The organism is Cupriavidus basilensis (assembly GCF_000876015.1).
Taxonomy (GTDB): Bacteria; Pseudomonadota; Gammaproteobacteria; order Burkholderiales; family Burkholderiaceae; genus Cupriavidus; species Cupriavidus basilensis_B.
The window spans coordinates 47,199-71,274 of sequence record NZ_BBQM01000013.1; the positions used below are offsets into that span (position 1 = coordinate 47,199).

23 protein-coding genes and 1 pseudogene are annotated in these 24,076 nt (G+C 68.7%); 5 read left to right on the plus strand and 19 right to left on the minus strand.

What is annotated here, in order from left to right:
• Positions 1-9: 9 nt before the first annotated feature.
• Both KF708C_RS11605 and KF708C_RS35595 read right to left on the minus strand, forming a co-directional pair.
• Positions 10-876, minus strand: coding sequence for a DMT family transporter (locus KF708C_RS11605; RefSeq protein WP_059412034.1), 867 nt, complete (start codon positions 874-876; stop codon positions 10-12).
• Between the two features lie 157 nt (positions 877-1,033).
• Positions 1,034-1,189 carry a hypothetical protein gene (locus tag KF708C_RS35595; RefSeq protein WP_155888019.1) on the minus strand — a complete coding sequence of 52 codons (156 nt, stop codon included), beginning with the start codon at positions 1,187-1,189 and terminating at the stop codon, positions 1,034-1,036.
• Between the two features lie 199 nt (positions 1,190-1,388).
• On the opposite strand from KF708C_RS35595, the gene KF708C_RS11610 reads away from it, so the two are divergent.
• The 3 genes from KF708C_RS11610 to KF708C_RS11620 all read left to right on the plus strand — a co-directional run bounded on the left by KF708C_RS11610 (position 1,389) and on the right by KF708C_RS11620 (position 2,934).
• A complete protein-coding gene (locus KF708C_RS11610; protein WP_059411914.1) occupies positions 1,389-1,592 on the plus strand; it encodes a SlyX family protein in 204 nt (67 codons plus the stop codon).
• 80 nt (positions 1,593-1,672) lie between these two features.
• Positions 1,673-2,263 (plus strand): DUF1439 domain-containing protein, encoded by a 591-nt coding sequence (locus KF708C_RS11615; RefSeq protein ID WP_059411915.1) that lies wholly within the window; start codon positions 1,673-1,675, stop codon positions 2,261-2,263.
• Positions 2,264-2,454: 191 nt separating this feature from the next.
• A complete protein-coding gene (locus tag KF708C_RS11620) occupies positions 2,455-2,934 on the plus strand; it encodes a hypothetical protein (RefSeq protein ID WP_020202209.1) in 480 nt (159 codons plus the stop codon).
• Between the two features lie 381 nt (positions 2,935-3,315).
• Here KF708C_RS11620 and KF708C_RS11625 read toward each other — a convergent pair.
• Together KF708C_RS11625 and KF708C_RS11630 are read right to left on the minus strand one after the other, a co-directional pair.
• A pseudogene (locus KF708C_RS11625) lies at positions 3,316-3,914 on the minus strand (DUF938 domain-containing protein).
• Between the two features lie 153 nt (positions 3,915-4,067).
• Complete coding sequence (locus KF708C_RS11630) at positions 4,068-6,095, minus strand: PhoX family protein (protein WP_059411916.1); 2,028 nt, start codon at positions 6,093-6,095, stop codon at positions 4,068-4,070.
• Positions 6,096-6,403: 308 nt separating this feature from the next.
• Here KF708C_RS11630 and KF708C_RS11635 point away from each other — a divergent pair, with 308 nt between their 5' ends.
• Positions 6,404-7,039 (plus strand): IMPACT family protein, encoded by a 636-nt coding sequence (locus KF708C_RS11635; protein ID WP_020202206.1) that lies wholly within the window; start codon positions 6,404-6,406, stop codon positions 7,037-7,039.
• Positions 7,036-7,392, plus strand: a complete 357-nt coding sequence (locus tag KF708C_RS11640) for a 2Fe-2S iron-sulfur cluster-binding protein (RefSeq protein WP_059411917.1) — start codon at positions 7,036-7,038, stop codon at positions 7,390-7,392. Before KF708C_RS11635 ends, KF708C_RS11640 begins: the two co-directional genes overlap by 4 nt.
• Here KF708C_RS11640 and KF708C_RS11645 read toward each other — a convergent pair.
• The 15 genes from KF708C_RS11645 to KF708C_RS11715 all read right to left on the minus strand — a co-directional run bounded on the left by KF708C_RS11645 (position 7,325) and on the right by KF708C_RS11715 (position 24,067).
• Positions 7,325-8,440: an extracellular catalytic domain type 1 short-chain-length polyhydroxyalkanoate depolymerase gene (locus KF708C_RS11645; RefSeq protein WP_059411918.1), complete on the minus strand. Its 1,116-nt coding sequence runs from the start codon at positions 8,438-8,440 to the stop codon at positions 7,325-7,327. The two genes, KF708C_RS11640 and KF708C_RS11645, sit on opposite strands and share 68 nt — an antisense overlap.
• Before the next feature lie 242 nt (positions 8,441-8,682).
• On the minus strand, positions 8,683-9,099 hold the full coding sequence (locus KF708C_RS11650; RefSeq protein WP_059411919.1) for a VOC family protein: 417 nt from the start codon (positions 9,097-9,099) through the stop codon (positions 8,683-8,685).
• 35 nt (positions 9,100-9,134) lie between these two features.
• Positions 9,135-10,589, minus strand: coding sequence for an N-acyl-D-amino-acid deacylase family protein (locus KF708C_RS11655; protein WP_059411920.1), 1,455 nt, complete (start codon positions 10,587-10,589; stop codon positions 9,135-9,137).
• A gap of 5 nt (positions 10,590-10,594) precedes the next feature.
• Complete coding sequence (locus tag KF708C_RS11660; protein ID WP_231586454.1) at positions 10,595-11,581, minus strand: Bug family tripartite tricarboxylate transporter substrate binding protein; 987 nt, start codon at positions 11,579-11,581, stop codon at positions 10,595-10,597.
• 78 nt (positions 11,582-11,659) lie between these two features.
• On the minus strand, positions 11,660-12,730 hold the full coding sequence (locus KF708C_RS11665) for a threonine ammonia-lyase (RefSeq protein ID WP_231586455.1): 1,071 nt from the start codon (positions 12,728-12,730) through the stop codon (positions 11,660-11,662).
• Between the two features lie 11 nt (positions 12,731-12,741).
• Positions 12,742-13,731 carry an N-carbamoyl-D-amino-acid hydrolase gene (locus KF708C_RS11670; RefSeq protein ID WP_059411921.1) on the minus strand — a complete coding sequence of 330 codons (990 nt, stop codon included), beginning with the start codon at positions 13,729-13,731 and terminating at the stop codon, positions 12,742-12,744.
• Positions 13,732-13,985: 254 nt separating this feature from the next.
• Entirely contained in the window at positions 13,986-14,945 is a 960-nt protein-coding gene (locus KF708C_RS11675; RefSeq protein WP_231586456.1) for a LysR substrate-binding domain-containing protein, read from the minus strand.
• A 53-nt stretch (positions 14,946-14,998) separates the two neighbouring features.
• The gene (gene hutG, locus KF708C_RS11680; protein ID WP_059411922.1) at positions 14,999-15,796 is read right to left on the minus strand and encodes an N-formylglutamate deformylase; all 798 of its coding nucleotides are present in this window, start codon (positions 15,794-15,796) and stop codon (positions 14,999-15,001) included.
• On the minus strand, positions 15,793-16,746 hold the full coding sequence (locus tag KF708C_RS11685; RefSeq protein ID WP_231586457.1) for a hydroxyacid dehydrogenase: 954 nt from the start codon (positions 16,744-16,746) through the stop codon (positions 15,793-15,795). Before KF708C_RS11685 ends, hutG begins: the two co-directional genes overlap by 4 nt.
• A 35-nt stretch (positions 16,747-16,781) precedes the next feature.
• Positions 16,782-18,089, minus strand: a complete 1,308-nt coding sequence (locus KF708C_RS11690) for a Zn-dependent hydrolase (RefSeq protein WP_059411924.1) — start codon at positions 18,087-18,089, stop codon at positions 16,782-16,784.
• Entirely contained in the window at positions 18,086-19,774 is a 1,689-nt protein-coding gene (locus KF708C_RS11695) for an ABC transporter ATP-binding protein (RefSeq protein ID WP_059411925.1), read from the minus strand. Before KF708C_RS11695 ends, KF708C_RS11690 begins: the two co-directional genes overlap by 4 nt.
• A gap of 3 nt (positions 19,775-19,777) precedes the next feature.
• Positions 19,778-20,614: an ABC transporter permease gene (locus tag KF708C_RS11700; protein WP_059411926.1), complete on the minus strand. Its 837-nt coding sequence runs from the start codon at positions 20,612-20,614 to the stop codon at positions 19,778-19,780.
• An 11-nt stretch (positions 20,615-20,625) separates the two neighbouring features.
• Positions 20,626-21,615 carry an ABC transporter permease gene (locus tag KF708C_RS11705; RefSeq protein WP_059411927.1) on the minus strand — a complete coding sequence of 330 codons (990 nt, stop codon included), beginning with the start codon at positions 21,613-21,615 and terminating at the stop codon, positions 20,626-20,628.
• A gap of 71 nt (positions 21,616-21,686) precedes the next feature.
• Positions 21,687-23,276 carry an ABC transporter substrate-binding protein gene (locus KF708C_RS11710; RefSeq protein ID WP_059411928.1) on the minus strand — a complete coding sequence of 530 codons (1,590 nt, stop codon included), beginning with the start codon at positions 23,274-23,276 and terminating at the stop codon, positions 21,687-21,689.
• A gap of 38 nt (positions 23,277-23,314) precedes the next feature.
• Positions 23,315-24,067, minus strand: a complete 753-nt coding sequence (locus KF708C_RS11715) for a LamB/YcsF family protein (protein WP_059411929.1) — start codon at positions 24,065-24,067, stop codon at positions 23,315-23,317.
• Positions 24,068-24,076: the final 9 nt, after the last annotated feature.

Below are 24,076 nucleotides of genomic sequence, written 5' to 3' on the forward strand. Positions count from 1 at the left end.
CGCCCGGCGCTAGCGCTGGCCGGCCGCTCGCCCGAACACCAGCGCGAGCCCGGCCACGATGGCGCCCATGCCCGCGAGGGTGGACGCCGTGAGCCGGTTGCCGAGGAACAGATAGTCCAGCAGCGCCGTCACGGCGGGCACGAGGTAGAACAGGCTGGTCACGCTGACGAGGTTGCCGGCCTGGATCAGCCGGTACAGCAGCAGCGTGGCGCCCACCGAGATCACCAGCGCGAGCCACGCCAGCGAGAGCAGCAGGCCCGCCGCCGGCGTGGCCGTCATCGGCTGGAACGGCACGAACAGCAGGCACAGCGCCAGCCCGGCGCCGTATTGCAGCGGCAGCACGTCGAGCGGCGCCTGCCGGATGCCTTTCTGCAGGATCGCGCCGAACGTCATGCAGGCCAGCGCGGCCAGCGCGAAGCCCACGCCGGTCGGCGACAGCCGCGCGCTGTCGATGCTCGCCGACACCACCAGCACCAGCCCGCACAGCGCCGCCGCGAGGCCCGCCAGCCGGCGCAGCGGATAGCGCCGCTCCACCAGCAGCAAGGTCAGCACCGGCTGCGCGCCCAGCACGGTGGCCAGCACGCCCGGCGTCACGCCGCGCGCCAGCGCGAGCAGGTAGCAGATCGAATAGGCGCCGGTCATCAGCAGGCCGGCGGCCATCACGCGCACGCGCGTGCCCGGCGCCGGCAGCCAGCGCCGCCGCCACGCGGCCAGCGCCAGCAGCACCAGCAGCGCGAGCGCGAAACGCGCGGCCAGCAGGGCAAAGGCGGATGCATACTCGAGCCCGAGCCGCGCGAAGATCGCGCCGCTGCTCCACAGCAGCACGAAGAGCGCGGTCGAGCCATGCGCGCCCAGGGCGGTTTTGTTCAATGTCATGATGTTCACCTGTCGCGGGCATCCGGCCCGTGGCCGGATGCCTTCGAAAACTTCGCGTCGAAAACCTTCGGCAAGCCGGTGCCGGTCACGCGCCATGCGTGCGGCAGGGAAAAAGCCGAAGATGAAAAGACGGGCCGGGGGTCGGGAGTCGGCCCGGTCAGCCCCGCGTGGACGGCGGCGGCGGCGCGGTGCCGGCCCGCGCGCGCGGCGGGGAGGCGACAGGGGGAGGCGAGGCGATGAAGACCGCGCACGGCAGCGCCGCGCCCGCGAGGGGAGCGTCGGCGGCAAGCTGGAAGTGCGTGGCTGCGGTCATGATGGTCCGTGTGCCCGGCGCGGATCGCCATACTGGATCGGCCGGTGGATGCGCAACGTTACACCGGCGCGGCGCGAGAGGCAAGCGAGAAGCAAGCCGGGGCCTGCCTTACAATGCGCGGCCGCCTCCCGTGCCGGAACACAGCCGGCAGCGGCAGCGGCAGCGGCATGCACACCGAAACGAATACGGAGAACGCGCGATGGAATCCCGCCTGACCGAACTGGAGATCAAGGTCGCCTTCCAGGACGACCTGCTCGAGACGCTGAACCTCGCCGTGGCGCGCCAGCAGCGCCAGATCAACCTGCTGCAGGAACAGCTCCAGGCGCTCTACCAGCAGATGCGCTCGGGCGGCCCGGGCGGTGCCGACAACGGCCCGCAGCACGAAATCCCGCCGCATTACTGAGCGCCGGCGACACGCGACAGGAACATCCCCGCCGCCGCCGCGTCTGACCCTGAACCCGCGCGCCAACCCGGAGGAGCCGCATGAAAACGAAGCCGAACGCCATCCGCGCCACCCGCGCCGCCGCGCGCTTCGTGCTGTGCGGCGCGCTTGCCGCGCTCGGCAGCGCCGGCGCCCGGGCCGGCTACAACGTCTGGACCGGCGACTACACGTTCTCGCGCCAGGAGCTGCAGGAGGCCATCGACAAGCGCTTTCCCGCGCGGCTGCGCTACGGCCAGGTGCTCGACGTGCGGCTGGCCAATCCGCGCCTGGTCCTCGACGACGCCGGCAACCGCGTGAGCACGCAGATGGACGCGCAGGTCAGCAACACGCTGCTGCCCGCGCCGCCGATCACCGGCAAGCTGTCGCTGAGCAGCGGCCTGCGCTACGACCCGGACAAGCGCGCGGTGCTGCTGGACAATCCGTCCGTCGAGCGCGTGCAGGTCGACGGCATGCCGGCGCAATACGGCGAGCAATTGAACGCGATCGGCGCCGTGGTGGCGCAGCAGGTGCTGCGCGATTACCCGCTTTACACGTTCACGCCGGAACAATTGCGCGTGGGCGGCAAGGATATAGAGCCCGGCGCGATCACCGTGCTGCCGGACGGCATCAAGGTCCGGATCAATACCCGCTGAAACCGGTGAAATTACGAAAAGGCCCATACGTGGGCCATATTTTCATCTTCGGCGCGCGCCGGGTCCGGATAAGGGCGTTGTATCGGCGCACGTTTTTCCGTTGGAAATCAACCGCATTTATTTGAACGCGTGGAAGTCATGGCGCGCGAAAGGTTATACTCCGCGCTCCACAAACTAACGGGTAAATCATCATGGCCGTGACCACCAAGAAAGTTGTAAAGACCAACGCAGCAGCAAAGGCCAAGCCGGCCGCCGCCAAGAAGGCCGCCGTGCCCGCGAAGAAGGCCAGCGTCCTGTCGCGCGAACTGGCCGCCGCCAAGAAGGCCCTGCTGAAGCTGCGCGCAGATTCGAAGAAGGCCATCGAGACCGCCAAGCGCGACATCGTGCAGGTCGCCGAAGCCGTGAAGAAGGCCCTGCTGGCCGAGAAGCAGATCGCCAAGGAAAAGCTGGCCGCGCAAAAGGCAAAGGCCAAGGCCAAGCCCGCCGCCAAGAAGCCGGCAGTGAAGGCCGCCGCCAAGAAGGCCGCCGCCAAGCCGGCAGCGCCGAAGGCAGCAGCACCGAAGGCCGCTCCCAAGGCAGCCAAGAAGGCCGTCGCAAAGAAGCCGGCAGCACCCAGGAAGGCCGCTGCCGTGAAGACCGAAGCAGAAGCAGCGCCCGTCGCAGCGAAGTAAATCGCGCTGGGCCCGGCGCGGCCCGGAGATGCGCGCGGCGATCCGCGCCATGCTCCGCGCCGCGCACCTTGCTCGTGCAGACCGGCTGGCGCCTGGCCGGCCGGCACGCCAGCCCGGCATTGCCGCTTTTCCTGCCCGCTTTTCTGTCCGCCCTCCTGCCCGCGTTCTCCGCGCGCACGGCCTGGTCTTCCTTCCGCTGTTTTAACCGCACTCCCGCCACGCTTCAGCCACGCCTTGGCCGCGCCTGAATCCCGCCTTAACTCCGCCTTAACTCCGCCTTAGCCGCTTCCCCTATTGCCCCGCGCATTCGCGCGGCGCTCGCGCCCGGCCGCACCGCCACCGACCGCGGCCGCGCATTCCCGGCGCATTCCGGCATTTCCCCTATTTGCGGAATACCAGGCTGAAATTATTCGCCGGCATCGGAATTGGCTCGTCCAGGCGAAAGCCTTCCGCTTCGCCGAGCGCGGCAATATCTTCCATATTGCGCACGCCCCATTGCGCGTCCGCGCTGCGCAATTGCGCGTCGAAGGCGGCATTGCTCGGCGCCGTGTGCTCGCCGTTGCGGCGATAGGGGCCATACAGGTAAAGCACGCCGCCGGCCGGCAGCAGGCGGCCGGCACCGGCGAACAGCGCCTCGGCCGCCGACCACGGCGCGATGTGGACCATGTTGATGCAGACCAGCGCCTGCGCGGCCTCGATGCCCCACGGCTGCTGGCGCACGTCCAGCGCCAGCGGCGGCAGCACGTTGGCCAGCCCGCGATCGAGTCGCGCGCGGCCGGCTCCGGGTCGCTCGGCTGCCAGGTCAGGCCCGGCAGCGCCGCGGCGAAATGCGCCGCGTGCTGGCCGGTGCCGCTGGCGATCTCCAGCACCAGGCCGCTGGACGGCAGGATGCGGCGCAGCACCGCCAGGATGGCGTCGCGGTTGCGGTCGGTGGCCGGGGCCATGCGGCGCGCCTGGAGTTGCTCGTCTCGTGTCGGCATCGTGTATCTCCTGTTTTTTGTGGGGCAGCGTGCCGCAAGGTTAGCAGGCATGCCCGGCGGCGCAAAACAAAATGCCCCCGGCGACCGCTCGCCGGGGGCATTTTGCCGCGGGCCCGGCCCGCGGCCTCGCGGCCACGGGCCAGGCTATTGCGCTCAGGCCTTGCTCGTCTTGACGCTGGTGGCCTCGGCGGTCAGGTAGCCGACCGCCGCGCCGAACCTGTCCTTGTAGTTGGCGCGCACCAGCGGGTCCAGCGTGGGCTGTACCTTGGCGTGGAAGGTGGCATTCCAGTCGCCGGCGTGCTGGAAGTTGTTCATGATGTAGGTCCAGCCGTTGAGCTCGTCGACCGCATGCAGGCCGGTCGATTCGGCGCCCGACGGGGTGGACAGCACGCGGGCCAGCTTCTTGGTGTCGACGTTGTAGGCCCACAGGAAGTTGTTGATGTGCTGGCCGCTGTCCTCGCCGATGAACAGGGTGCGCATCTTTTCCGAGAACTTCAGGTTGTCCGGGTTGGCGACGAGGTCCGGGTCGGCCGTGTTGCCCAGCGCATCGGCGGCGATGTCCTTGCCCACGAGCAGCGCGCTGGTGTGCACCGGCACCCATTCGCTGTTGATCGCGGCGCCGTCCAGGTCCTTCTGGCCGCCGGCCAGCTTGTGCTGCATCACGCCGCCGGCCTTGAGGGCCGCGTCGACCGAGATGTTGCTCTGCGCGTTCCAGCCCTTGGCGTTGTTCTTCACCATCGAGTCCTGGATGTTCTGCAGCGCGGAGTAGGCGATCTTGTCCTTGATGTTGACGGTGGTGCCTTCCATCTTGGTGAAGCCCATGCTGCCGCCCTTGAGGAAGGCGTAGCGGTGGGTTTCCAGGAACGCGGCGACCCGCTCCTTGCCCGGCACGACCTTGATCCACTGGGCCGCGCCGTTGGCGAAGATCTTGGTGTAGGTGTTGTCGAGCGGATCGGCGTACACCACGTCCATGATGTCGGCCGGGCGGTGCGACTTGGCCATCGCCTCGACTTCCGCGCTGGTGGCGTGGCCGAGCTTGACCCAGGTCAGGTCGGCGCCGGCGGCGGCGGGATCGATGGAGAAGCCGGTGCCGACCTTGCCCACGTACAGCGTGCCCGCGGAGAGATCCTTCTCCTTGTCGGCCACGAACAGGAACAGGCCGCTGTTGGTGGCGTCGTCGCCCATCAGCACCGTGCGGTTGTCCGGCATCACCTGCACCAGCTCGTGCGAGATGCGGCCCAGGCAGTAGTGCTTCTTGATGCTGGCGGTGCCGTCCGGGTTGACCGTGACCTCGGGCAGGTGGCCGTAGAGATACGGGTTGAGCGGGATGCTCGCGTTGCCGTAGAGATTCGCGGCGTACTTGGCGTACTGGTCGACCAGGTCGAGGTAGGTGGCGTCGAGCGGGTTGGTCGCGTTGAGGAACGCGTCCGGCTCGTATTCCTCGCTCGACAGGTGCGTGTTCCACGGCGACAGGCTCGCGCCGCAGGTGATCCACAGGCCGTTGGCCGACGAGGTGTCGACGTTGTGGTACTTGACCAGGCTCAGCTTGCCGGTGGCGGGATCCTGGTCCAGCGTCAGCACGGCGATCGGCGACGGCAGGCGGCCGTACATGGTGGCGTTCGCCTGGTTGCGGGTGGTGTACTCGAACTGCACCACGGCGAACACCGTGTTGCCCTTCACGCCGTCCACCTTGGCGCCGTCGATCTTCAGCAGCGAGGTGCCGTCCGGCGAGTCGGAGAAGAACTGGCGTTCCTTGCCGGCCACGGACTTGTCGATGATCGGCTGGTTGTTGATGTCGAAGTAGCCGCCGGCCAGGATCTGGCCGCCCTTGACGTCGGCCACGGTGTCGCCGGTCATGAAGAACGGCTGGTAGGCCAGCTTGTAGGTCTGGCTGCTGCCGTCGCTGAACGACACCTTCAGGCTCGAGCCGACCGTGGTGGTCGCCATCGCGGCCGGGTTGGACAGCGCCGGCGCGGACATGCCGGTGAATTCGGCGGTGCTGAAGGTCGCGGCGGGCGTGCCCGGCGCCGCGGGCGCGGCGGGAGCGGGCGCGGCCACGGCATCGTCGCCGCCGCCGCAGCCGGCCAGCAGCGCGGTCGCGCCGAGGCCGAGCGGCAGCATCGGTGCGCCGGCCAGGAATTTGAGTGCCTTGCGGCGGGAAGCATCCGGTTTGTCGATCATTCTTCTTTCCCGTTTATTTTGTGAGTGGGTGAGCGACGCACGTGGCGCCACCGTGCCGCGCGCCGATGGGGACAACGACCGCGCAGCGATCAGGCCGAGTCGCATGCTATGAACCATTTGTGACAGCTTGTTTAAACTGACTTACTTTGCAGACATCCAGGAGGCCCGCCGCGTCTGCGCGGCGCCCCCGCGCGGCGCCCCAGGCCGGGCCGGGCGGCCCGCTGCGGTACACTGGCGCACGCCCGCAGCCCGCGGCGCCGTCCTTCCGTTTTTTCCGCCCGCCGCCGCAGCCCGGCGTGGCCCGATCAGTGCCGACCTACACCCTCGCCTTTCCGCTCCAGGCCGAACTGGAAATCCGCAAGAGCCGCTTCATCGGCTACGCCATCCCGGTGGCCGACCGCGCCGCCGCCGCCGCCGAGCTGCAGCGCCTGCGCGCCGAACATCCCGGCGCCACCCATGTCTGCTGGGCCCTGCTGGCCGGGGGGCATTCGGGCATGTCCGACGACGGCGAGCCGTCCGGCACCGCCGGCCGGCCGATCCTGGAAGTGCTGCGCCACCATGAGCTGGAGGGCGTGCTGGCGGCCGTGGTGCGCTACTACGGCGGCATCAAGCTGGGCGCGGGCGGCCTCGTGCGCGCCTACACGGACGCCATCGCGGTGGCGCTGAAGGACGCGCAGCGCATCGAGCGCATCGCCTATGCCGGGCTGGTGGTGGAGGTGGACTACGCCGACGAGGCGCGCGTGCGCCGCTGGATCGAACAGGCCGGCCACACGCTGACGCACGGCGAGCACGGCGCCGCCGCGCGCCTGACGATCCGGCTGCCGGCCAGCGAGCTGGACGCCGCGCGCGCCGCGCTGCGCGACGCCACCCACGGGCGCGCGCGCTTTCCCGATCCCGATGAGGGCGACGGCGAGGGCGACGGCGAGAACGGAGCGCAGCCGTGAGCGCGGAAACACCAGCAGAAACACCAGCGGCGCCGGTCTTCCACGCGCGCGTGGAACCGCTGGGCCGGGGCTTCGCCGCGCCGGGCGCGCAGACGCTGCTGCAGGCCGCGCTGCAGGCCGGCGTGCAACTGCCCAGCTCGTGCCGCAACGGCACCTGCCGCGCCTGCCTGTGCCGGCTCTCGGCCGGGCACGTGGGCTACCGCATCGCGTGGCCGGGCGTGAGCTTCGACGAGCGCGACGAGGGCTACATCCTGCCGTGCGTGGCGTACCCGGAAAGCGACGTGGTCATGCAAGCGCCGCTTGCCCGGCTGCGGGACGGCGAGCCGCCTCCGCCGCCGCCAGGCACTGCATGAAGAACTGCCACGCGATGCGCAGCGCATCGGGGCCGGCGGGATCGCTGAAGGCCTGGCTGGACGGCCCGCCGCTCCACGCATGGCCCAGCCCTTCGATGCGCACCAGCCGGACATAGGGCCGGCCCGCGTCCGACCACGCGAACACGTCGAAGGGCCGGCGCTGGCCGCGCTGGACGCGGCGCGGCGCGGCGGCCAGCGGCGCGGCCGGCAGCAGTTGCTGCCAGAGCGCGGCGGCGGCCAGCGCGTTGTCGAAATCCACCACGTGGTCGGCGCTGCCGTGCAGCAACAGCAGCGGCGGCGGCCGGCGTCCCGCCAGCAACAGGCGCGCGGCCTGCAGGTCGGGCTGGCCCTTGCCCTGCATGACGCGCGCCGCCTGCGCGGCATTGCCGGCGCTGAGCGCCACCGCGCCCGAGTGCGAGCCGACCGCGGCGAAGCGGTCCGGATAGCGCAGGCCCAGGATCTGCGCCATCGCGCCGCCGGCCGACAGGCCCAGCGCGAACACCTCGGCTGGCCGCACCAGCCGCTGCTCGCAGACGTGGTCGACGATGGCCATCAGCAGGGCCGCCTCGGTCGCCACGCGCGCCGCCGAGCGGAACCAGTTCCAGCAGCGCTGCGCATTGGCGTGCGAGGACTGCTCCGGCATCAGCACCACGCAGCGCGCGCTGCGCGCCAGCGCCGCGGCACGCGTGCAGGCGGCAAAGCTGGCCGAATCCTGCCCGCAGCCATGCAGCAGCACCAGCAGCGGCGCCGGGCGCGCCGCGCTCACGCCGCTCGGCACGAACAGCCGGTAGCGGCGCTGCACCAGCGGCCCCAGCCCCCAGCTGCCCTCCTCCCAGCGCCCGCCGGCCCGGCTCACCGGCGCCGCCACCGGCGAGGCCACGCCGCTGAGCACGCGCTGCGCGGCCTTGCTCATCGCCTCGCCCTGCCTGACCGCCGACTGGATCGCGCTGCGCGTGACGGTGCGCTGCGCGCGCCGCACGTTGCGCGTGGCGATCTTGCTGAGCGTGTTCCAGAGCTTCGCGCCGCTGCTCGTCCGGCGGCGTGTCATCGGAGGCCTGCCATGAGGGAGTCCCTTCTCGCGGGTGAGGATGCGCCGTAGTATGCCGCCCCGGGCGCCGTTCCCGCCAGATTTCTCGCGATGCGAGAACCGCGCGCCGCGCCGGCGGCCCGCCGGATGGGTCCATTCCGGCAAGCGCTCGCGGCGCGCGAGGCCACGCGCGGCCTCGCGCACGCGACGTGACGCGCGCGGCGCGGGTTGCGGCGCGGCGGCCCGATACCGAAACCGGCGCGCTAGTGCGCGTACACCGCCTCCCAGGTCTTGAATCCTTTCACTTCGATCGGATTGCCAAACGGGTCGAAAAAGAACATCGTCCACTGCTCTCCCGGCTCGCCTTCGAATCGGACCTGCGGCTTCAGTACGAAGTCCGTGCCGGCCGCGGTCAGCCGATCGGCCAGCGCGCGCCATTCCGGGAGCAACAGGATGATGCCGAAGTGCGGCATCGGCACCAGAGCGGTGCCTACGCGCCCCGTGCGCGCGGTCTCGAACGGCTTGCCAAGGTGCAGCGAGATCTGGTGGCCAAAGAAGTCGAAATCAACCCAGGTGTCGGTGCTGCGGCCCCCCTTGCAGCCAAGAACCCCTTGGTAGAAACGACGCGCCTCATCGAGGTCGGTGATATTGAATGCCAGGTGAAAAACGGACTGCGTCATGATTTTCGAGGTTGTTGGGTTAACGGATGGTGGAACTATGCGCGATGGCCGTGCCGGATGACGGTGCCGGCACGCGCGCCGGTCGCCGCGCCGTCGCGCCATGCCATGTCGCCATTGACGAACACACAGGCAATGCCGGCGGCCTGCGCCACCGGCTGTTCGAAGGTGGCCGTATCGATGATGCGCGCGGCATCGAAGACCGTGATGTCGGCGAAATTGCCCTCGGCCAGGACGCCGCGGCCACGCAGGCCGAAGTGCCGCGCCGTCAGGCCGCTCATCTTGTGGACCGCCGTCTCCAGCGGAAACAGCCCCACATCGCGACTGTAGTGGCCCAGCACGCGCGGGAATGTTCCCCACAGGCGGGGATGCGGCACGGGATCGTGAGGCAATCCGTCGGAGCCGATCATCGTCTGCGGGAATGCCAGGATGCGGCGGACATCGGCCTCATCCATCAGGAAGTAGATGGCGCCCGCGGGCTGCAATGCGTCGACGGCCGCTTCCGGTGACACCCCCATCCGGGCCGCGATCACGTCGAGGTCCTGCCCCGCGTATTCCGGATGCGGCTGCGACCGGGTCACGATGACGCGGCTCGACACCGCCAGACGGTCCTTGCGCAGGATCGTCGAACCGGCCTGGTACGGATAGCAGTCCAGGCCCACGCAGCGGTGGCGCATCGCCTGTGCAAGATGGCCGAGCGTTTCCACGGAACGCCCATGATTCCTCGGGCCGATCAGCTTGTGATGCGACACCACGGTGCCGGCCTCCCCGGCCGCGCCGATGGCCACGGCTTCGTCGATGGCCTCGCATACGCCGTCGCCCTCATCCCGGATGTGGCTGGCATGCACGCCGCCAAAGCCCTGCAGCGCTACGGCGACCTGCGCCATTTCCCCGGTCGGGGCCGACATGGCCGCGGGATACGCGGCGCCGGTCGACATCCCGCAGGCACCGCTGGCCATTGCATCGCGCAGCAGGCCCCGCATGGCCGCAATCTCCGTGCCGCTCGCGGCACGGTCCAGCCGGTCCATCACCGCCACCCGCAGGGTGGTATGGCCCACCAGGCAGGCCGCATTGACGGCGGGCGCCGCGCGCGCCAGCGCATCGAGGTAGTCGCCGAACACGGTATAGCGAAAAGCCGAAGGATCGTCGCCGAGCAGATCCAGCGGCGGCGGCACGGCCTGCCCCGGCGCCGCGCGCCACGGTGCCAGGCTGATGCCGCAATTGCCGGTGACAACCGTCGTTACCCCCTGGCTCAGCTTGGCGGGCATCAGCGGGTTCTGCATCAGGTATCGGTCGTCGTGGGTATGCGCATCAATGAAGCCAGGCGCCACGATGCGGCCCCGCACGTCGAACTCGCGTCGCCCGCGCGCCCCGGACAGGTCGCCGATCGCCGCGATCCGCCTGCCGTCGACAGCCACGTCGGCATCAAAGCGTGGCGCCCCCGTGCCGTCGATCACCGTCCCGCCGCGCAGCACTACGTCGAAATCGGCCATGAACGTCAATCCAGCGTCGCGCCCGAGGCGCGGATCACCCCTGCCCAGACCGGACGTTCCTTGCGGGCCAGGTCGAACAGCGCACTGCGCGGCCCGGTCGTGACCTCGTAGGCCATGTCCGCCAGGCGCGCCTTGATGGCATCGGCGCTGGCGGCCTTGTTGAACGCGCGGTTCAGCAGGTCCAGGATCTGTGGATCGACGGCCGCCGGCGCCACGTAGCCGGTCCATGCCACAGCCTGATAGTCCTTGAGCCCGCTTTCGGCCATCGTCGGCAGTTGCGGCAGACGGCTGTCGCGCTGCCTGCCCGTCACGGCCAGCGGCACGACGCTGCCGTTCTTGAGGTACGGGGAGATCGACGTGATGTTCTCGAACACCAGGTCGACTTCGCCGCGCAGCACGGCCAGATCGGCCTCCGGGCCACCCTTGTACGGAACGTGCGTAATCGAGACACCGGCCATCGACTTGAACATTTCGGCGCTCAGGTGTCCCGTGGTGCCGTTTCCACCCGAGGCCACGGCCAGCTTGCCGGGCGCGCCCTTGGCCTTGGCCACCAGTTCGGCCACGCTCCTGACGCCGAGGTCCTTGCGCACGGCCAGCACGTTCTGCACGAAGCCGGTCAGCGCCACCGGCGCCAGCTGCTTGTCGGCGTCGTACGGCAGCTTCCTGTAGAGCGACTGGTTGATCGCCAGCGTGGCCACGTTGGCGAACCCGATCGTGTAGCCATCGGCCGGTGCGTTGATGATCGCCTGCGTGCCGATGATGCCGGACGCGCCCACGCGGTTCATGACGACGATCTGTTGCCCGATGTCGCGGCCCACCGCATCGGCCAGCAGGCGCGACACGATATCGGGCGTGGTGCCGGCATTGAACGGCACGATCAGCGTGATGGGCCGGTCGGGATATGCCGCAAAGGCCTGGGCGGAAAGCAGCAGGGCCGCAGCCGCGAATGCCATGCGCGCGATCGCGCGCAACGGGGTGAACTTGAGAGACATGGCGAAAGGATTCCTGAATCGGCAGGGGTGGCGGTAATCCGGCGCAACGGGATGCGCGCCGGCATGGACACGGTCGTCTCAAGTCCCGTGCGGGGCGGCCGCAGTGGGCTGCAGCATCGTTTGCAGCAGCGGCAGGTCGATGTTGCCGCCCGACAGCACGAGCACGGCATCGCGGCCGGCCAGCTCGATCCGGCCCGCCAGCAGTGCCGCCAGCGCGACGGCGCCGCCAGGCTCCACCAGCAACCGCAACTCTTCCAGCGCGAAGCGGATCGCGGCAATCACTTCGTCATCGCTGACCGCCACCGCCGCGTCGAGATAGCGGCCATTGATCGCAAAGGGCAGCTCCGCGGGCGTGACGGCCTGCAGGGCGTCGCACAACGACGTCGCGCCCGCCGCATTGATCTCGCGCCGGCCGCTTCGCAGCGAACGCACGGTATCGTCGAATGCGGCGGGTTCGGCCGCCACGAGCCTTGTGCCCGGACTCATCGCTTCGATTGCCAGACCGCAGCCGGCGAGCATGCCGCCGCCGCCGCACGGCGCGGCGAACGTGCCAAGGTTTTCCCGCGCGGCGCGCGGCAGGTCCTGCAGCGCCTCCAGCGCAAGCGTGCCCTGCGCCGCCAGCACATCGGGATGATCGCCAGGCGGTACGAGCGTGCCGCCCGTTTCGTCCAGCAGCCGCATGCCGATCGTCTCGCGGCTTTCGCGGCGCCGGTCGTAGTGCACGACGCGCGCGCCCTGCGCCAGCGCGCGTTCGACCTTGTTGCGCGGCGCATCGGCGGGCATCACGATCGTGGCGGCCACGCCGAGCCGTTTCGCGCCCCAGGCGATGGCCTGGCCGTGATTGCCGGTCGAATAGGCAATGACGCCGCGCGCCCGCGTGGCCTGATCCATCGCCAGCAGCGCATTGAGCGCGCCGCGCGCCTTGAACGAGCCCGTCACCTGCAGGCACTCGGGCTTGATCCAGACCGGCGCGCCGGCGAGCGCATCGAGCCTGGCGTTGCGCAGCAGCGGTGTCCGGACGATATGCGGTGCGAGCGCGCGCGCCGCGCGTTCCACGTCGGCAAAGACGGGCAGGCGCATTTCGCCAAGCATCTCGTGGCGAATCGATGCCGGCAGCGCCGGCCTGGCCTGGGTGACGACCGTTTGCATGGGCCGCTCCTTCAGACCGACGCCGGCGTCCAGGCCGGCGGCGTCTCGCTGCCGGTCTGCGCCGTGATGCGGCCATAGGCTTCCACGCGGCGGTGCAGGCCGAAATTAAAGACCGTGGAGCGGCCCAGTTCGCAGAGGCCGAGGTTGCAGTCGGCCACGATCAGTTCGTCGTCCCACGTGGTGGCCTGCGCCATGATCTCGCCCTGCGGATTGACGATGATCGAGTGGCCGAACATCTCGTGACCGTCCTCGGCGCCGGCCTTGGCCACGGCCACCGCGAACGTTGCATTCTGGTAGCAGCCAGCCTGGATCGAGAGCTGCGAATGGAACACCCGCAGATGGTGCGCCTCGAAGCCGCGATTCTCCTGGTTCATGCTGGGCGTGTTATAGCCCAGCATGACCAGTTCCACCTGCTGCAGGCCCAGCACCCGCCAGGATTCCGGCCAGCGGCGGTCGTTGCAGATCATCATGCCCATGTTCACGTCGACGTCGCCGATCGGCGCACGCTTGACCGGAAACCCAAGGTTGCCGATCTCGAAGTAGCGCTTTTCCAGGTGTTGCACCTTGCGGTGCACCGCGTACTCGGCGTGACCCGGCAGATGGACCTTGCGGTACTTGAGCACGATTTCGCCGGAAGGCGCGATCACGACCGACGTATTGAACCGGCGCTTGCGCACCACGCCGGTCGCGTCGGGCTCGAACGCGATTTCGGCGTATCCCAGGTAGACGGTCAGCCCGTAGCGCCGGATCGCGTCGAACATTGGCTGCGTGGCCGCCGACGGCAGTTCGGTCTCGTACCAGCCATCGGCCTCGTCCAGATCCTCGTGATACCAGCGCGGAAAGAACGTGGTCAGAGCCAGTTCGGGAAACACGACCACCTGCGCCCCACGCCGGTGCGCGCGCTCGAGCAGCCGCACCATGCGGTCAACCGCGACATCGCGGCCTTCATGTTTCTGGATCGGGCCGAGTTGGGCAGCCGCTACGGTGATGAGTCTGGTCATGAATCGGAGGTGCCTGGGGCATCGGGCGTTGAAGACAGCGTCAGTGTAGGAAGACCGCGGCCATGCCGGAAGCGCGCTGCCCGCGCGCCGCGCCGCCCCGCGCCGGCGCGCCTTCGGCACGCCATGCCCTTGATTGGCAAGGCAAAGTGCCGCGCGTCGGGCGTCCCGGCGGCGCGCGGCCATAACCTCGCGTTATGGTTGCCAGACAAAGATTGATGCCGTGCCCGGCGCCGCGCGTCGCCATGCCGCCACACTCAAGCCGGCTGCCGTTGCAGAAGATGGGTCAGCGTGGCGACAAAGCCCCTGGCAAGCGTCGACATGGCTTGCCGCCGCGCATGGATCAGGTAGATCTTGTGGGCCAGCGCGGGACGAATCGGTTTGAGCACGATGTCGCCGGCGCCGTCAGGGGTGTACCCGAACGACTCCATCAGGGCCACGCCGACACCTTCGCGCACCAGCGCCATGGCTTCGGGTGTCGAGCGGATTTCGATATCGGGTGCCAGCGTGCCGCGCTCCGATGTCAGGAACCGCGCGGACAGCCTGCCAAACGGTGTATCGCCGCCATAGCCGATGAAGGTGAAGCCGCGGAGATCGTCAACCGTCAACTCGCCGCGATCGGCCAGCGCATGTCCGCGCGGCAGCGCGCACATGATGTTGCCTTCGCCGATCTCGCGCGCGCGCAGCGCCGAGCCTTCGGGTGGCGCCATCGACGCAATGCAGAGATCGGCATGCCCTTGCGCCACAAACGGGAGCAGCGCGTCGAACGGCAACGGCCGGTAGTGCACGCGCACCGAGGGATGCCGATGCCGGAACCGCTGAATGGCGCGCGGCATCAGCCATTCGCTATAGCTGGGGCTCGACACGATCGACAGCCTGCCGTCGCCATGCTCGGCGAGGCTGGCCGCCACGGCGTTGAAGCGGCTCACGCCATCGAGGATCGGACGCACCTCGGCAAACAGCCGGTGCGCCTCGGGCGTGGGATGCAGGCGGCCGCGCTCGCGATCGAACAATGCGAAGCGCATGCGCGCTTCTATGGTGGCCAGCACCCGGCTGATGGCCGGCTGCGACACGCACAGCATGCGGCCAGCCTCGCTGAGCGAGCCGGCCACCATGATGGCGTGGAACACTTCGATCTGGCGCAGGTTCAACGGCGTGACGGGTTGCCTGCTCGGCGGCGTGGAAGAAGGCATGCGGGCGAACGTGAAAGCAAGCATACGGCTCGGAACCATCTGCCAGACGCAAGATCCACGCCACGGCCAATCCGCCGCTACAGGGCGGCCATGGCCGCCAATGCTCCATCCAGCATGTCCCGCAACACGGGTTGCACGCGCTCCGCCGCGTCCGGCAGGTACGGGAATGGCGCCTGCTCATCCATGTAGACGGCCTGCACCATTTCAAGCTGGATGGTATGCACGCCCCGAGCGGGCTGGCCGTAGTGGCGCGTGATATGCCCCCCCTTGAACCGGCCGTCCGCCACCCACGTGAACGGGCTGCCAGCCGCCGCCGCGATCACGGCGTCCCGCATCGCCGGCGCGCAACTGGCACCGCCGTGGGTGCCGATGTTCAGCTCGGGCAGCTTGCCATCGAACAGCCGCGGCAGCACGCCGGCAATCGAATGCGCCTCCCAGACCAGCACATTGGCGTGCCGCCCGCGCAGCCGGGCGATCTCGGCCGCGAGCGCATCATGGTAAGGCTGCCAGTATTCGCGCTTGCGCACGTCGATCTCCCCGGCCGACGGACCATCGCCCTGGAGGTACAGCGGCTCGCCGCGGAACGTCTCCACCGGGCAAAGCGTGGTCGTGGCCTGCCCGGGATAGAGGCTGCTGCCATCGCCGGGCCGGTTCACATCGATGACATAGCGCGAATAGCTGGCCTCGACCACCGACGCGCCCTGCTCCGCCGCGAAGGCGTACAGCCGGCGCATATGCCAGTCGGTATCGGCGCGCTCGCGGGCCGCCGGCGTCAGCCGCGGCACGAGCCAGTCGGGCAGCAGTTCGCCGCCGTGAGGAATCGAGATGACCAGCGGCAGATGGCCTTCGGTGACCTTCCAGACGGGGGCGCTCATGCCTGCACCGCCATCGCGCGGGCCACCGTGCCGTGCCGGCGGCGCGGCCAGACCGACGGATCGAGCATGTTTTCGGGCTGCCGGCCGGCAAGCGCGTCGATGACCTGCGCGGCACACTGGCTGGCCGTGTCGGCCAGGGCCTCCTGCGTCGAGCCCGCCTGATGCGGGCTCAGCACGACATTGGGCAATGCCGCCAGCGGCGACGCCACCGGCAACGGCTCGCGCGCGAAGACATCGAGCCCCGCGCCGAAAAGCCTGCCGGCGCGCAGGGCGTCGACCAGCGCCGGTTCGTCGATCAGGCCGCCACGCGAAGTATTGAGCAGGATCGCGCCGGGCTTCATCGCCGCCAGCGCGGCGGCATCGATGGTGTGGCGCGTATCGGGCCGCAGCGGCCGGTGCAGCGACACGACGTCCGAGACCTCGAGCAGCGCATGCAGGGTCTCGACGCGCTGGACGCCCTGCGCCGCCACCTCGGCCTCGTCGACGCGTGGCGACCACACCACCACGTGCATGCCGAAGCCGGCTCGCGCCATCTGCGCGACGATCTGGCCCGTGCGGCCAAAGCCGACGATGCCCAGCGTCTTGCCGGACAGTGAAAGCATCGGCACGGTATAGCGGTGCTGCCAGTCCGACCGGCGCGTCGCCGCGTCGGCCAGTACCGCGCCACGTGCCACGGCCAGCATCAGCATCATCGCGTGTTCGGCTACCGCGCGGACGTTGGCGCCAGGCGTCGACACCACCGGGATGCCGCAGGCGTGGGCATGCGCCACCGCGATCTTGTCGGTGCCCGTACCGTGGTTGCTGATGACAGCCAGGCGCGGCGCGGCGTCGATGGCGGCGGCCGACAGCCCCTCGCGGACGATCGCCGCGTCGACGTCGTGGATTTCGGCAATGCGCCCGGCTTCGTCGGTGGCGGTGCTGTGGCGCACCTCGATGCCGGCGGCGCGCATGCGTTCGGCGCCGACAGGATGAATCGGCTGGGTAATCAGACAGACTGGCATGAATTCAATGTCGCAGTGGAATGGAAAACACCGGCTCGCGCGCCGAGCACGCCGGCCAGTACGCGCGTCGCCAGCGCAAGATCGTCGAGCCGCATCGACTCGTCCGGGTTATGGCTGCCGTGCGCGTTGCGCACGAATAGCATTGCGGCGGGCACCCCCTGGGCGGCGAACAGCGCCGCATCGTGGCCGGCACCACTGGGCATGGGCCGCGCCGCCACGCCAGCCTCGGCGGCGGCGGCCGTCAGCATGCCCTGCAATGCCGGGTCCATGACCCCCGCCGCGCTCGCCGTGAGCGGGCCAAGGTCGATCTCGACCCGGCAGGCCTGCATGATGTCGGCCCGTATGGACTGGATGGCCGCGTCCATCGCTGCGAGCGTGGCGCGGCTGCGCGAACGCATGTCGATGCTGAAGTCGACACGTCCGGACACCTTGCTGAAATTGGCCTGCGCCGCCTCGGTCGTGCATTGCCCGACCGTCACGGTCAGCTCGTGGCCGGCGGCCTCCAGCGATACCCACGCGCGCTGCAATGCCGTGACCAGCGCCGCTGCCGCCACCACGGCATCGCGCCGGTGGCTGCGCGGCGTGGCGCCGGAATGCGCGTACTGGCCGCGGATTGCGGCGTGCCGGTAGCGTTGGCTGCCACAGATGCCGGTCACCACGCCGAGTACGTCGCCCGCTTCATCGAGCACCGGGCCCTGCTCGATGTGGAGTTCCACAAAGCAGTCGATATCGGCGGCCTTCAGCGCGGGAACTCCGGCGGCCACGGCGCCGGGGTCGCCCCCGGCTGCACGCATGTGATCGGCCAGCGTGCGGCCCGTGTCGGCACGGCGCAGCGCCAGTGCCGGCGCGTCGAGCAGTCCGAATGCGGCCTTGCTGCCCGCATAGGACAGGGGAAACCAGGCACTCTCCTCCGCGCGAATGGCCATGACGGTCATGTCGCGTTCCGGCACGATGCCCGCGCGGCGCCATCCTGCCAGGATGGCCAGGCCGGCCACCACGCCAGCGGCGCCGTCGAAGTTGCCGCCGCGCGGCACGGAGTCAAGGTGCGACCCCGTCATCACGACCGGCGCATCGCGGTCGCGGCCCGGCAGGGTCAGATACAGATTGCTGGCCGCGTCGCGGCGGACTTCCAGTCCGCACCGCTCGGCCGTCGCGGCGGCCAGTGCATGCGCCGCGCTCTCGCCGTCGCCGTAGCTGTCGCGCGTGATGCCTATGCCGTCGTGGCTCTGCGCCGCCAGTTGCGCGAACAGCGAAGCCGCCAGCGCGTGGTCGGGTTCGATCGCCGGGTTCATGGAGCCTCCACGACTTCGGCTGCGGGCACGCCGGACAACTGCGCGGCCTGCGGATCCCACGCCTTGCCGGGCATGGAGTCGATCAGGCGGCGCGTATAGGCATCGCGCGGGGCTTCGAAGATCTCGGCGGGACTGCCCTGCTCCAGCACGCTGCCGCGGTGCATGACCAGTACCTTGTCGCAGATCTGCGCGGCCACGCGCAGGTCATGCGTGATGAAGATCAGCGCGATGCCAAGGCGCTTCTGCACGTCGGCCAGCAGCCTGAGCACCTGTGCCTGCACCGACACGTCGAGCGCCGACACCGATTCATCGGCCACGATCAGACGCGGCTCCATGGCCAGCGCGCGGGCGATGCCGACCCGCTGGCGCTGCCCTCCCGAGAACTGGCTGGGATACCGGTCGAATGCGCTGGCCTCGAGTTCCACGAGCTTCAGCAATTCCCGTGCGCGCGCTTCGGCCTGTGCCCGGGGCACGCCGTTCGCCATCGGGCCGTCGCAAAGAATCCGGCCCACCGTATGGCGCGGATTGAGCGATGCGAAGGGGTCCTGAAAGATCATCTGGATATGCCGGCGCAGCGGGCGGAAGGCCCGCTCGCTGATCGGTGCGATGTCCCGCCCTTCGAATGACATCACGCCGCCATCGTTGCCGGTCAGCTTCAGCAGGCACTTGCCGATCGTCGACTTGCCGGAACCCGACTCGCCGACGATGCCCAGCGTTTCGCCGGCCCGTATCTCGAAACTCACGCCCTTGACGGCCTCCACCACACGCTTGCGCTGGAACAGGCCGCCCGGCGTCGTATACGTCTTGCGCAACCCTTCGACGCGCAGCACCGGGTAGCCCCCGGGCGCAGCGGCGGATACGCCGGCGCGCGCCCGATGGGACGGCACGCTGCCGATCAGGCGGCGCGTATAGGGATGTGCGGGGCGATTGAGCACCGCCTCGGCCGGACCCTGCTCGACGATGCAGCCCTTCTCCATCACGATCACGCGGTCGGCGATCTCGGCCACCACGCCAAAATCATGCGTGACGAACATCACCCCCATGCCCTTCTCCTTCTGGATGCGGGCAATCAGCGCCAGGATCTGCGCCTGCGTGGTCACGTCCAGTGCCGTGGTGGGCTCGTCGGCAATCAGGAGGGCCGGCTCCAGCGCCAGGGCCATGGCGATCATCACCCGCTGGCGCTGGCCGCCGGACAGCGCAGACGGATAGGCGTGGTAGAGCGACGGCGGATCGGGCAACCCGACGAACGCCAGCAGTTCCAGCACCCGCACGCGGCGCGACTCCGGTTCGAGCGCGCCATGTACGCGCATCACTTCGGCAACCTGGTCGCCAACGCGATGCAGCGGATTGAGAGCCGATAACGGCTCCTGGAAGATCATCGCCATGTCCTTGCCGCGCATGCCGCGCAACGTGGCTTCGTCCAGCGTCAGGAGGTCGCGGCCCTGGAACAGGATCTGGCCCGATTCCGGCTTCAGGTAGGTTGGCAGCAGGCCCATGATGGCGTTCGCGCTCATCGACTTGCCCGAGCCCGACTCGCCCACGACGCACACCAGTTCGCCGGCACCGATATCGAAGTCGATGTCGCGCACGGCATGGGGCCGGTCCCCGCCCTTCGGCAGGGCGATACTCAGGTTTCGGATCGACAGCAGCGGCGCAACTGGCGCCTGGTTGCGGGATTCCCTCATCGATCAGCTCCCTCGTTTGCGCAGTTGCGGGTTCAGGGCGTCGTTGAGCCCCTCGCCAATCAGGTTGATGGCAAGCACCGTCAGCATGATGGCCACGCCCGGCCACAGGCTCATCCACGGCGCCTCGCGCAGCATCGTGCGTGCCGCGCCGATCATGAAGCCCCAGCTCATCAGGTTGCGGTCGCCCAGGCCCAGGAACGACAGGGCCGACTCCGTCAGGATGGCGGTCGCGGTCATCAGCGAGGCCGTGACGATCACCGGCGACGCCGCGTTGGGCAGAATCTGCGTGAAGATGATGCGCGCCGGCGACTGCCCGATCACCACGGCCGCCTGCACGAACTCGCGCTCCTTCAGCGTCATGAACTCGGAGCGGACCAGCCGCGCCACCGGGGGCCACGACACGATCGCGATGGCCCCAACGATCGAATACAGCGACGGCTTGAAGATGGCCACCAGGACCAGCGCCATCGCAAGCTGCGGAATGGTCTGGAAGAACTCGGTGCCGCGCATCAGCGCGTCGTCGATGCGGCCACCGTAGTAGCCGGCCAGCGCGCCGACCACGATGCCGATCAGCACGGCCACCAGCGTCGAGATCACGCCTATCATCAGCGAGACGCGCGCGCCATGGGCGATGCCGGCGGCGATATCCCGCCCGAGCATATCGGTGCCCAGCGGATAAGCGCTGTCATGGAACGGCGCCAGTAGCGGTTCCGCCACCATCATCCAGGGCGGATCTTCATAGAACGTGGAAGCCAGTGCCGCCGTCAGGATCACTACCAGCAGCAGCAGCAGGCCCACGGCGGCGCCACGGTTGGCGCCAAAGCGTTTCAGGAAGGACATCTCGCAGCTCCTCAGGCCCGGCCGATGCGCGGGTCGATCAGGCGGTACACCAGATCGGTCAGCAGGTTGAATACCACCACCATCGTCGATGTGACCAGGAACACACCGAGCAGCAACTGGTAGTCGCGCTGCATCAGGGCGTCGAACATCAGGCGGCCGATGCCGGGCCAGCCGAAGACGGTTTCCGTCAGCACGGCGCCGCCAGCCATCTGGCCGAGCTGGATGCCGGCGAACGTCACCACCGGCAGCAGTGCATTGCGCAACGCGTGGCGGCGGATGGTCTCGCCAAGCGGTACACCCTTGGCGCGCGCGGTCTTGATGAAATCCATGCCCAGCACCTCGAGCATCGATGCGCGCGTGAGCCTGGCGTAGACGGCCATGAAGAAGCAGCCGAGCGACACGGTGGGCAGCACCAGATGGTGGGCAATGTCGCCAACCCGCACCCAACCCGACAGATTGCCGCCCACCTGTTCCATGCCGTAGGGCGGCAGCCAGCCCAGATGCAGCGAGAAGAACAGGATGGCCAGCAACGCCAGCCAGAACTGCGGCGTTGCATAGATCAGGAGCGATCCGGTCATCAGCACGCTGTCGAGCCAGGTGCGCCGGCCGGCATAGCGGGCACGCGACGCGATCACGCCGAACAGCACGCCGAATACCAGCGCAAACACGAAGGCACACGACATCAGCAGCAGCGTGGCCGGCAACCGGTCGAGGATCAGGTCGAGCACCGGCAGGCGTTCCCGATACGAGTACCCGAGATCGAGATGCGCCACGCCCCAGAGATAGCGGCCAAGCTGCACCGGCAGCGGCTGGTCGAGGCCGAACTCCTTGCGCAGTTCTTCGACGTAGGCCGGATCGGACGATCCCGATTCGCCGGCCAGCACCGTGGCGGGATCGCCGGGTGCCATGCGCACGAGCATGAAATTGATGATGACCACGCCAAGCACGACGAACAACGCCTTGCCTAGCCTGGCGATCAGGATGGAGAGTGCCTTTTCCACGTGATCGGATCCTTCTTGAGACCGGAATTTCCGAAGCGCCGCCACGCGCGGCGCTTCGGCCCGCAGCAGGGTTACTTGCTGATGTAGACGTCGGCGAACGTGTCGTTCAGACCGATGGCCGTCTGCACCAGGTTGTGCACCTTGCCGCTATAGAGCGTCGGCAGCTCCATCTCGAACAGGTAGCCGTTGGCCACTTCCTGGACCAGCGTCTTCTGGATGTTCGAATAGAGTTGCTGGCGCTCGGCGTCGGACGTCGCGGCCGCGGCCTTGTCCCACAGCGCGTCCACACCCGGATTCACATAGCCCTGGTTGTTCACGAACGCCGAACCCTTCACCTGGTTACGTGCCAGGTAGAGCCGCGAGACACCCAGCGCGGGATCGCCATACTGCGACGTGAAACTGAAGGTCAGGTCGAAGTCGAAGTCCGAGACGCGCTTGGCCCAGGTGCCCGCATCGGCGGACTCGATCTCCACCTTGAAGCCGAGCTGCTCCAGGCACTGGCGCGTGTACTCGCCAAGGCGGTCCCAGGTGGCGCCGTACGGGTAGGACAGGATGCGGATGGTGGTCGCCGACGGATCCACGCCCGAATCCTTGATCAGCGCGCGGGCCTTCTTGATGTCGTAGCCATAGGCCGGCACGTTGCCGTCATAGAACGGAGTGGTCGACGAAATCGGCCCGGTGGCGACCTTGCCCAGCCCGAAGAAGATGTTGTTCACCACGAACTTGCGGTTGATGGCCTCCATGATGGCCTGGCGCACCTTCACGTTGTTGAACGGTGCCCTGCGCTGGTTCATCTGGATATAGGCCAGCTTGGAGAACATCTCCCAGCCCTTGGTCGTGTACTCGACGTTGGGCAGCGCGCGCAGGCGCTTGATCTCCACGTTGTCGACGTCGCCGGCGCTGACCACCTGCACGTCGCCGCGCTCGAACGCCACGGCACGCGACGCGGCGTCCGGAATCACATTGAAGACGATCTCGTCCAGGTAGGGCTTGCCCTTCTGCCAGTAGTTCGGGTTCCGGGTGAGCACGATATAGGCACCCTTCTTCCACTCCTTGAACATGAAGGGTCCGGTGCCGACCGGGGTCTGGTTGGCGGGGTTCTTCGCGTAGTCGGTGCCGTCATAGATATGCTTTGGCACCATCGGCATGTTGTCGCTGACGAACGACTTCAGGAACGGGGCAAACGGCTCCTTGAGCGTGATGACCACCTTGTTGGGCCCCTGCGCCTTGACCGACTGCACGAACTGGTCGATGACCACGCGCGCACGCGGATGCACGGTACGCAGGAACTTGTCGACCGTGAACACCACGTCGTCGGACGAAAACGGCTTGCCGTCATGCCATTTGACGTTTGGCTGCAACTCGAACGTGTAGACCTTGCCGTCAGGCGAGATCGTCCACGACCTGGCCAGGCTCGGCTGGGGCTTCATGTCGGGCGACCAGGTCAGCAGGCTCTCATAGATCTTGCCGGCCACGTATTGTGTCGGCGTCTGCTGGTTCAGACCCAGCATCAGCGTGGGCGGCTCGGGCTGGGCGATGGTACGCAGCGTGCCGCCACGGGTCTGTGCGTGGGCGCCGGCGGCGACACCGACAGTCAGGGCAAGCGAGCACGCCGCGATCTTGAGCAGGCGGGCGGTGGGCAGGGGCAGCTTGATGGACATGGATTTACCTGGTTATCGAGGAGAACAAGGGACGGGAGTCAGAGCGGTTGGACGGCAACGCCGTCTGCGGACAGGGCATTGCGGATGCGTTCGGCGAACAGGACGGCGCCGGGCTGGTCGCCGTGGATGCATAGCGTGTCGGCCACGATCGGCACCGACCTGCCCGACAGCGCCTGCACGCTGCCGTCGAGCACCATGCGACGCACCTGCGCGATCGACGCCTCCACGTCTTCGATCATGGCTTGCGGCATCGAGCGCGGCGTGAGCGTGGCGTCGTCCTGATACGAGCGGTCGGCATACACCTCGTTGGCGACGCGCAGTCCGGCGGCATGGGCCGCGGCCGCCATGTTGGCGTTGGCGACGTAGACAAGCACATCGGGCGCCACCGCGCGCACGGCGTCGGCCACGGCAGTGGCAAGCACCGCGTCGCGCGCGGTCATGTTGTAGAGCGCGCCGTGCGTCTTGACGTGATGAAGCGGCACGCCGACCGCACGTGTCACGCCAAGCATGGCGCCAACCTGGTACACGGTGAGCGCGTAGACCTCCGCGGCCGTCATTGCCATGACGCGGCGGCCAAACCCCTGCAGGTCGGGCAGGCCGGGATGGGCGCCGACGGCTACGCCGGCGTTGGCGGCCGCGCGCACCGTGGCCAGCATCACGTCGGGGTCCCCGGCGTGGAAGCCGCACGCAATATTCGCGGACGTGACGTGGCGCAGGATCGCTGCGTCGTCACCCATGCGCCAGGCGCCGAAGCTTTCGCCCATGTCGCAGTTGATATCGAGAGTTGGCATCGAAATTTC

Coding starts and splice junctions, on each gene's coding strand:
- KF708C_RS11605 (WP_059412034.1), bottom strand. CDS start 876: ATGACATTGAACAAAACCGCCCTGGGCGCGCATGGCTCGACCGCGCTC.
- KF708C_RS35595 (WP_155888019.1), bottom strand. CDS start 1,189: ATGACCGCAGCCACGCACTTCCAGCTTGCCGCCGACGCTCCCCTCGCG.
- KF708C_RS11610 (WP_059411914.1), top strand. CDS start 1,389: ATGGAATCCCGCCTGACCGAACTGGAGATCAAGGTCGCCTTCCAGGAC.
- KF708C_RS11615 (WP_059411915.1), top strand. CDS start 1,673: ATGAAAACGAAGCCGAACGCCATCCGCGCCACCCGCGCCGCCGCGCGC.
- KF708C_RS11620 (WP_020202209.1), top strand. CDS start 2,455: ATGGCCGTGACCACCAAGAAAGTTGTAAAGACCAACGCAGCAGCAAAG.
- KF708C_RS11630 (WP_059411916.1), bottom strand. CDS start 6,095: ATGATCGACAAACCGGATGCTTCCCGCCGCAAGGCACTCAAATTCCTG.
- KF708C_RS11645 (WP_059411918.1), bottom strand. CDS start 8,440: ATGACACGCCGCCGGACGAGCAGCGGCGCGAAGCTCTGGAACACGCTC.
- KF708C_RS11650 (WP_059411919.1), bottom strand. CDS start 9,099: ATGACGCAGTCCGTTTTTCACCTGGCATTCAATATCACCGACCTCGAT.
- KF708C_RS11655 (WP_059411920.1), bottom strand. CDS start 10,589: ATGGCCGATTTCGACGTAGTGCTGCGCGGCGGGACGGTGATCGACGGC.
- KF708C_RS11660 (WP_231586454.1), bottom strand. CDS start 11,581: ATGTCTCTCAAGTTCACCCCGTTGCGCGCGATCGCGCGCATGGCATTC.
- KF708C_RS11665 (WP_231586455.1), bottom strand. CDS start 12,730: ATGCAAACGGTCGTCACCCAGGCCAGGCCGGCGCTGCCGGCATCGATT.
- KF708C_RS11670 (WP_059411921.1), bottom strand. CDS start 13,731: ATGACCAGACTCATCACCGTAGCGGCTGCCCAACTCGGCCCGATCCAG.
- KF708C_RS11675 (WP_231586456.1), bottom strand. CDS start 14,945: ATGCTTGCTTTCACGTTCGCCCGCATGCCTTCTTCCACGCCGCCGAGC.
- hutG (WP_059411922.1), bottom strand. CDS start 15,796: ATGAGCGCCCCCGTCTGGAAGGTCACCGAAGGCCATCTGCCGCTGGTC.
- KF708C_RS11685 (WP_231586457.1), bottom strand. CDS start 16,746: ATGCGCGCCGCCGGCATCGAGGTGCGCCACAGCACCGCCACCGACGAA.
- KF708C_RS11690 (WP_059411924.1), bottom strand. CDS start 18,089: ATGAACCCGGCGATCGAACCCGACCACGCGCTGGCGGCTTCGCTGTTC.
- KF708C_RS11695 (WP_059411925.1), bottom strand. CDS start 19,774: ATGAGGGAATCCCGCAACCAGGCGCCAGTTGCGCCGCTGCTGTCGATC.
- KF708C_RS11700 (WP_059411926.1), bottom strand. CDS start 20,614: ATGTCCTTCCTGAAACGCTTTGGCGCCAACCGTGGCGCCGCCGTGGGC.
- KF708C_RS11710 (WP_059411928.1), bottom strand. CDS start 23,276: ATGTCCATCAAGCTGCCCCTGCCCACCGCCCGCCTGCTCAAGATCGCG.
- KF708C_RS11715 (WP_059411929.1), bottom strand. CDS start 24,067: ATGCCAACTCTCGATATCAACTGCGACATGGGCGAAAGCTTCGGCGCC.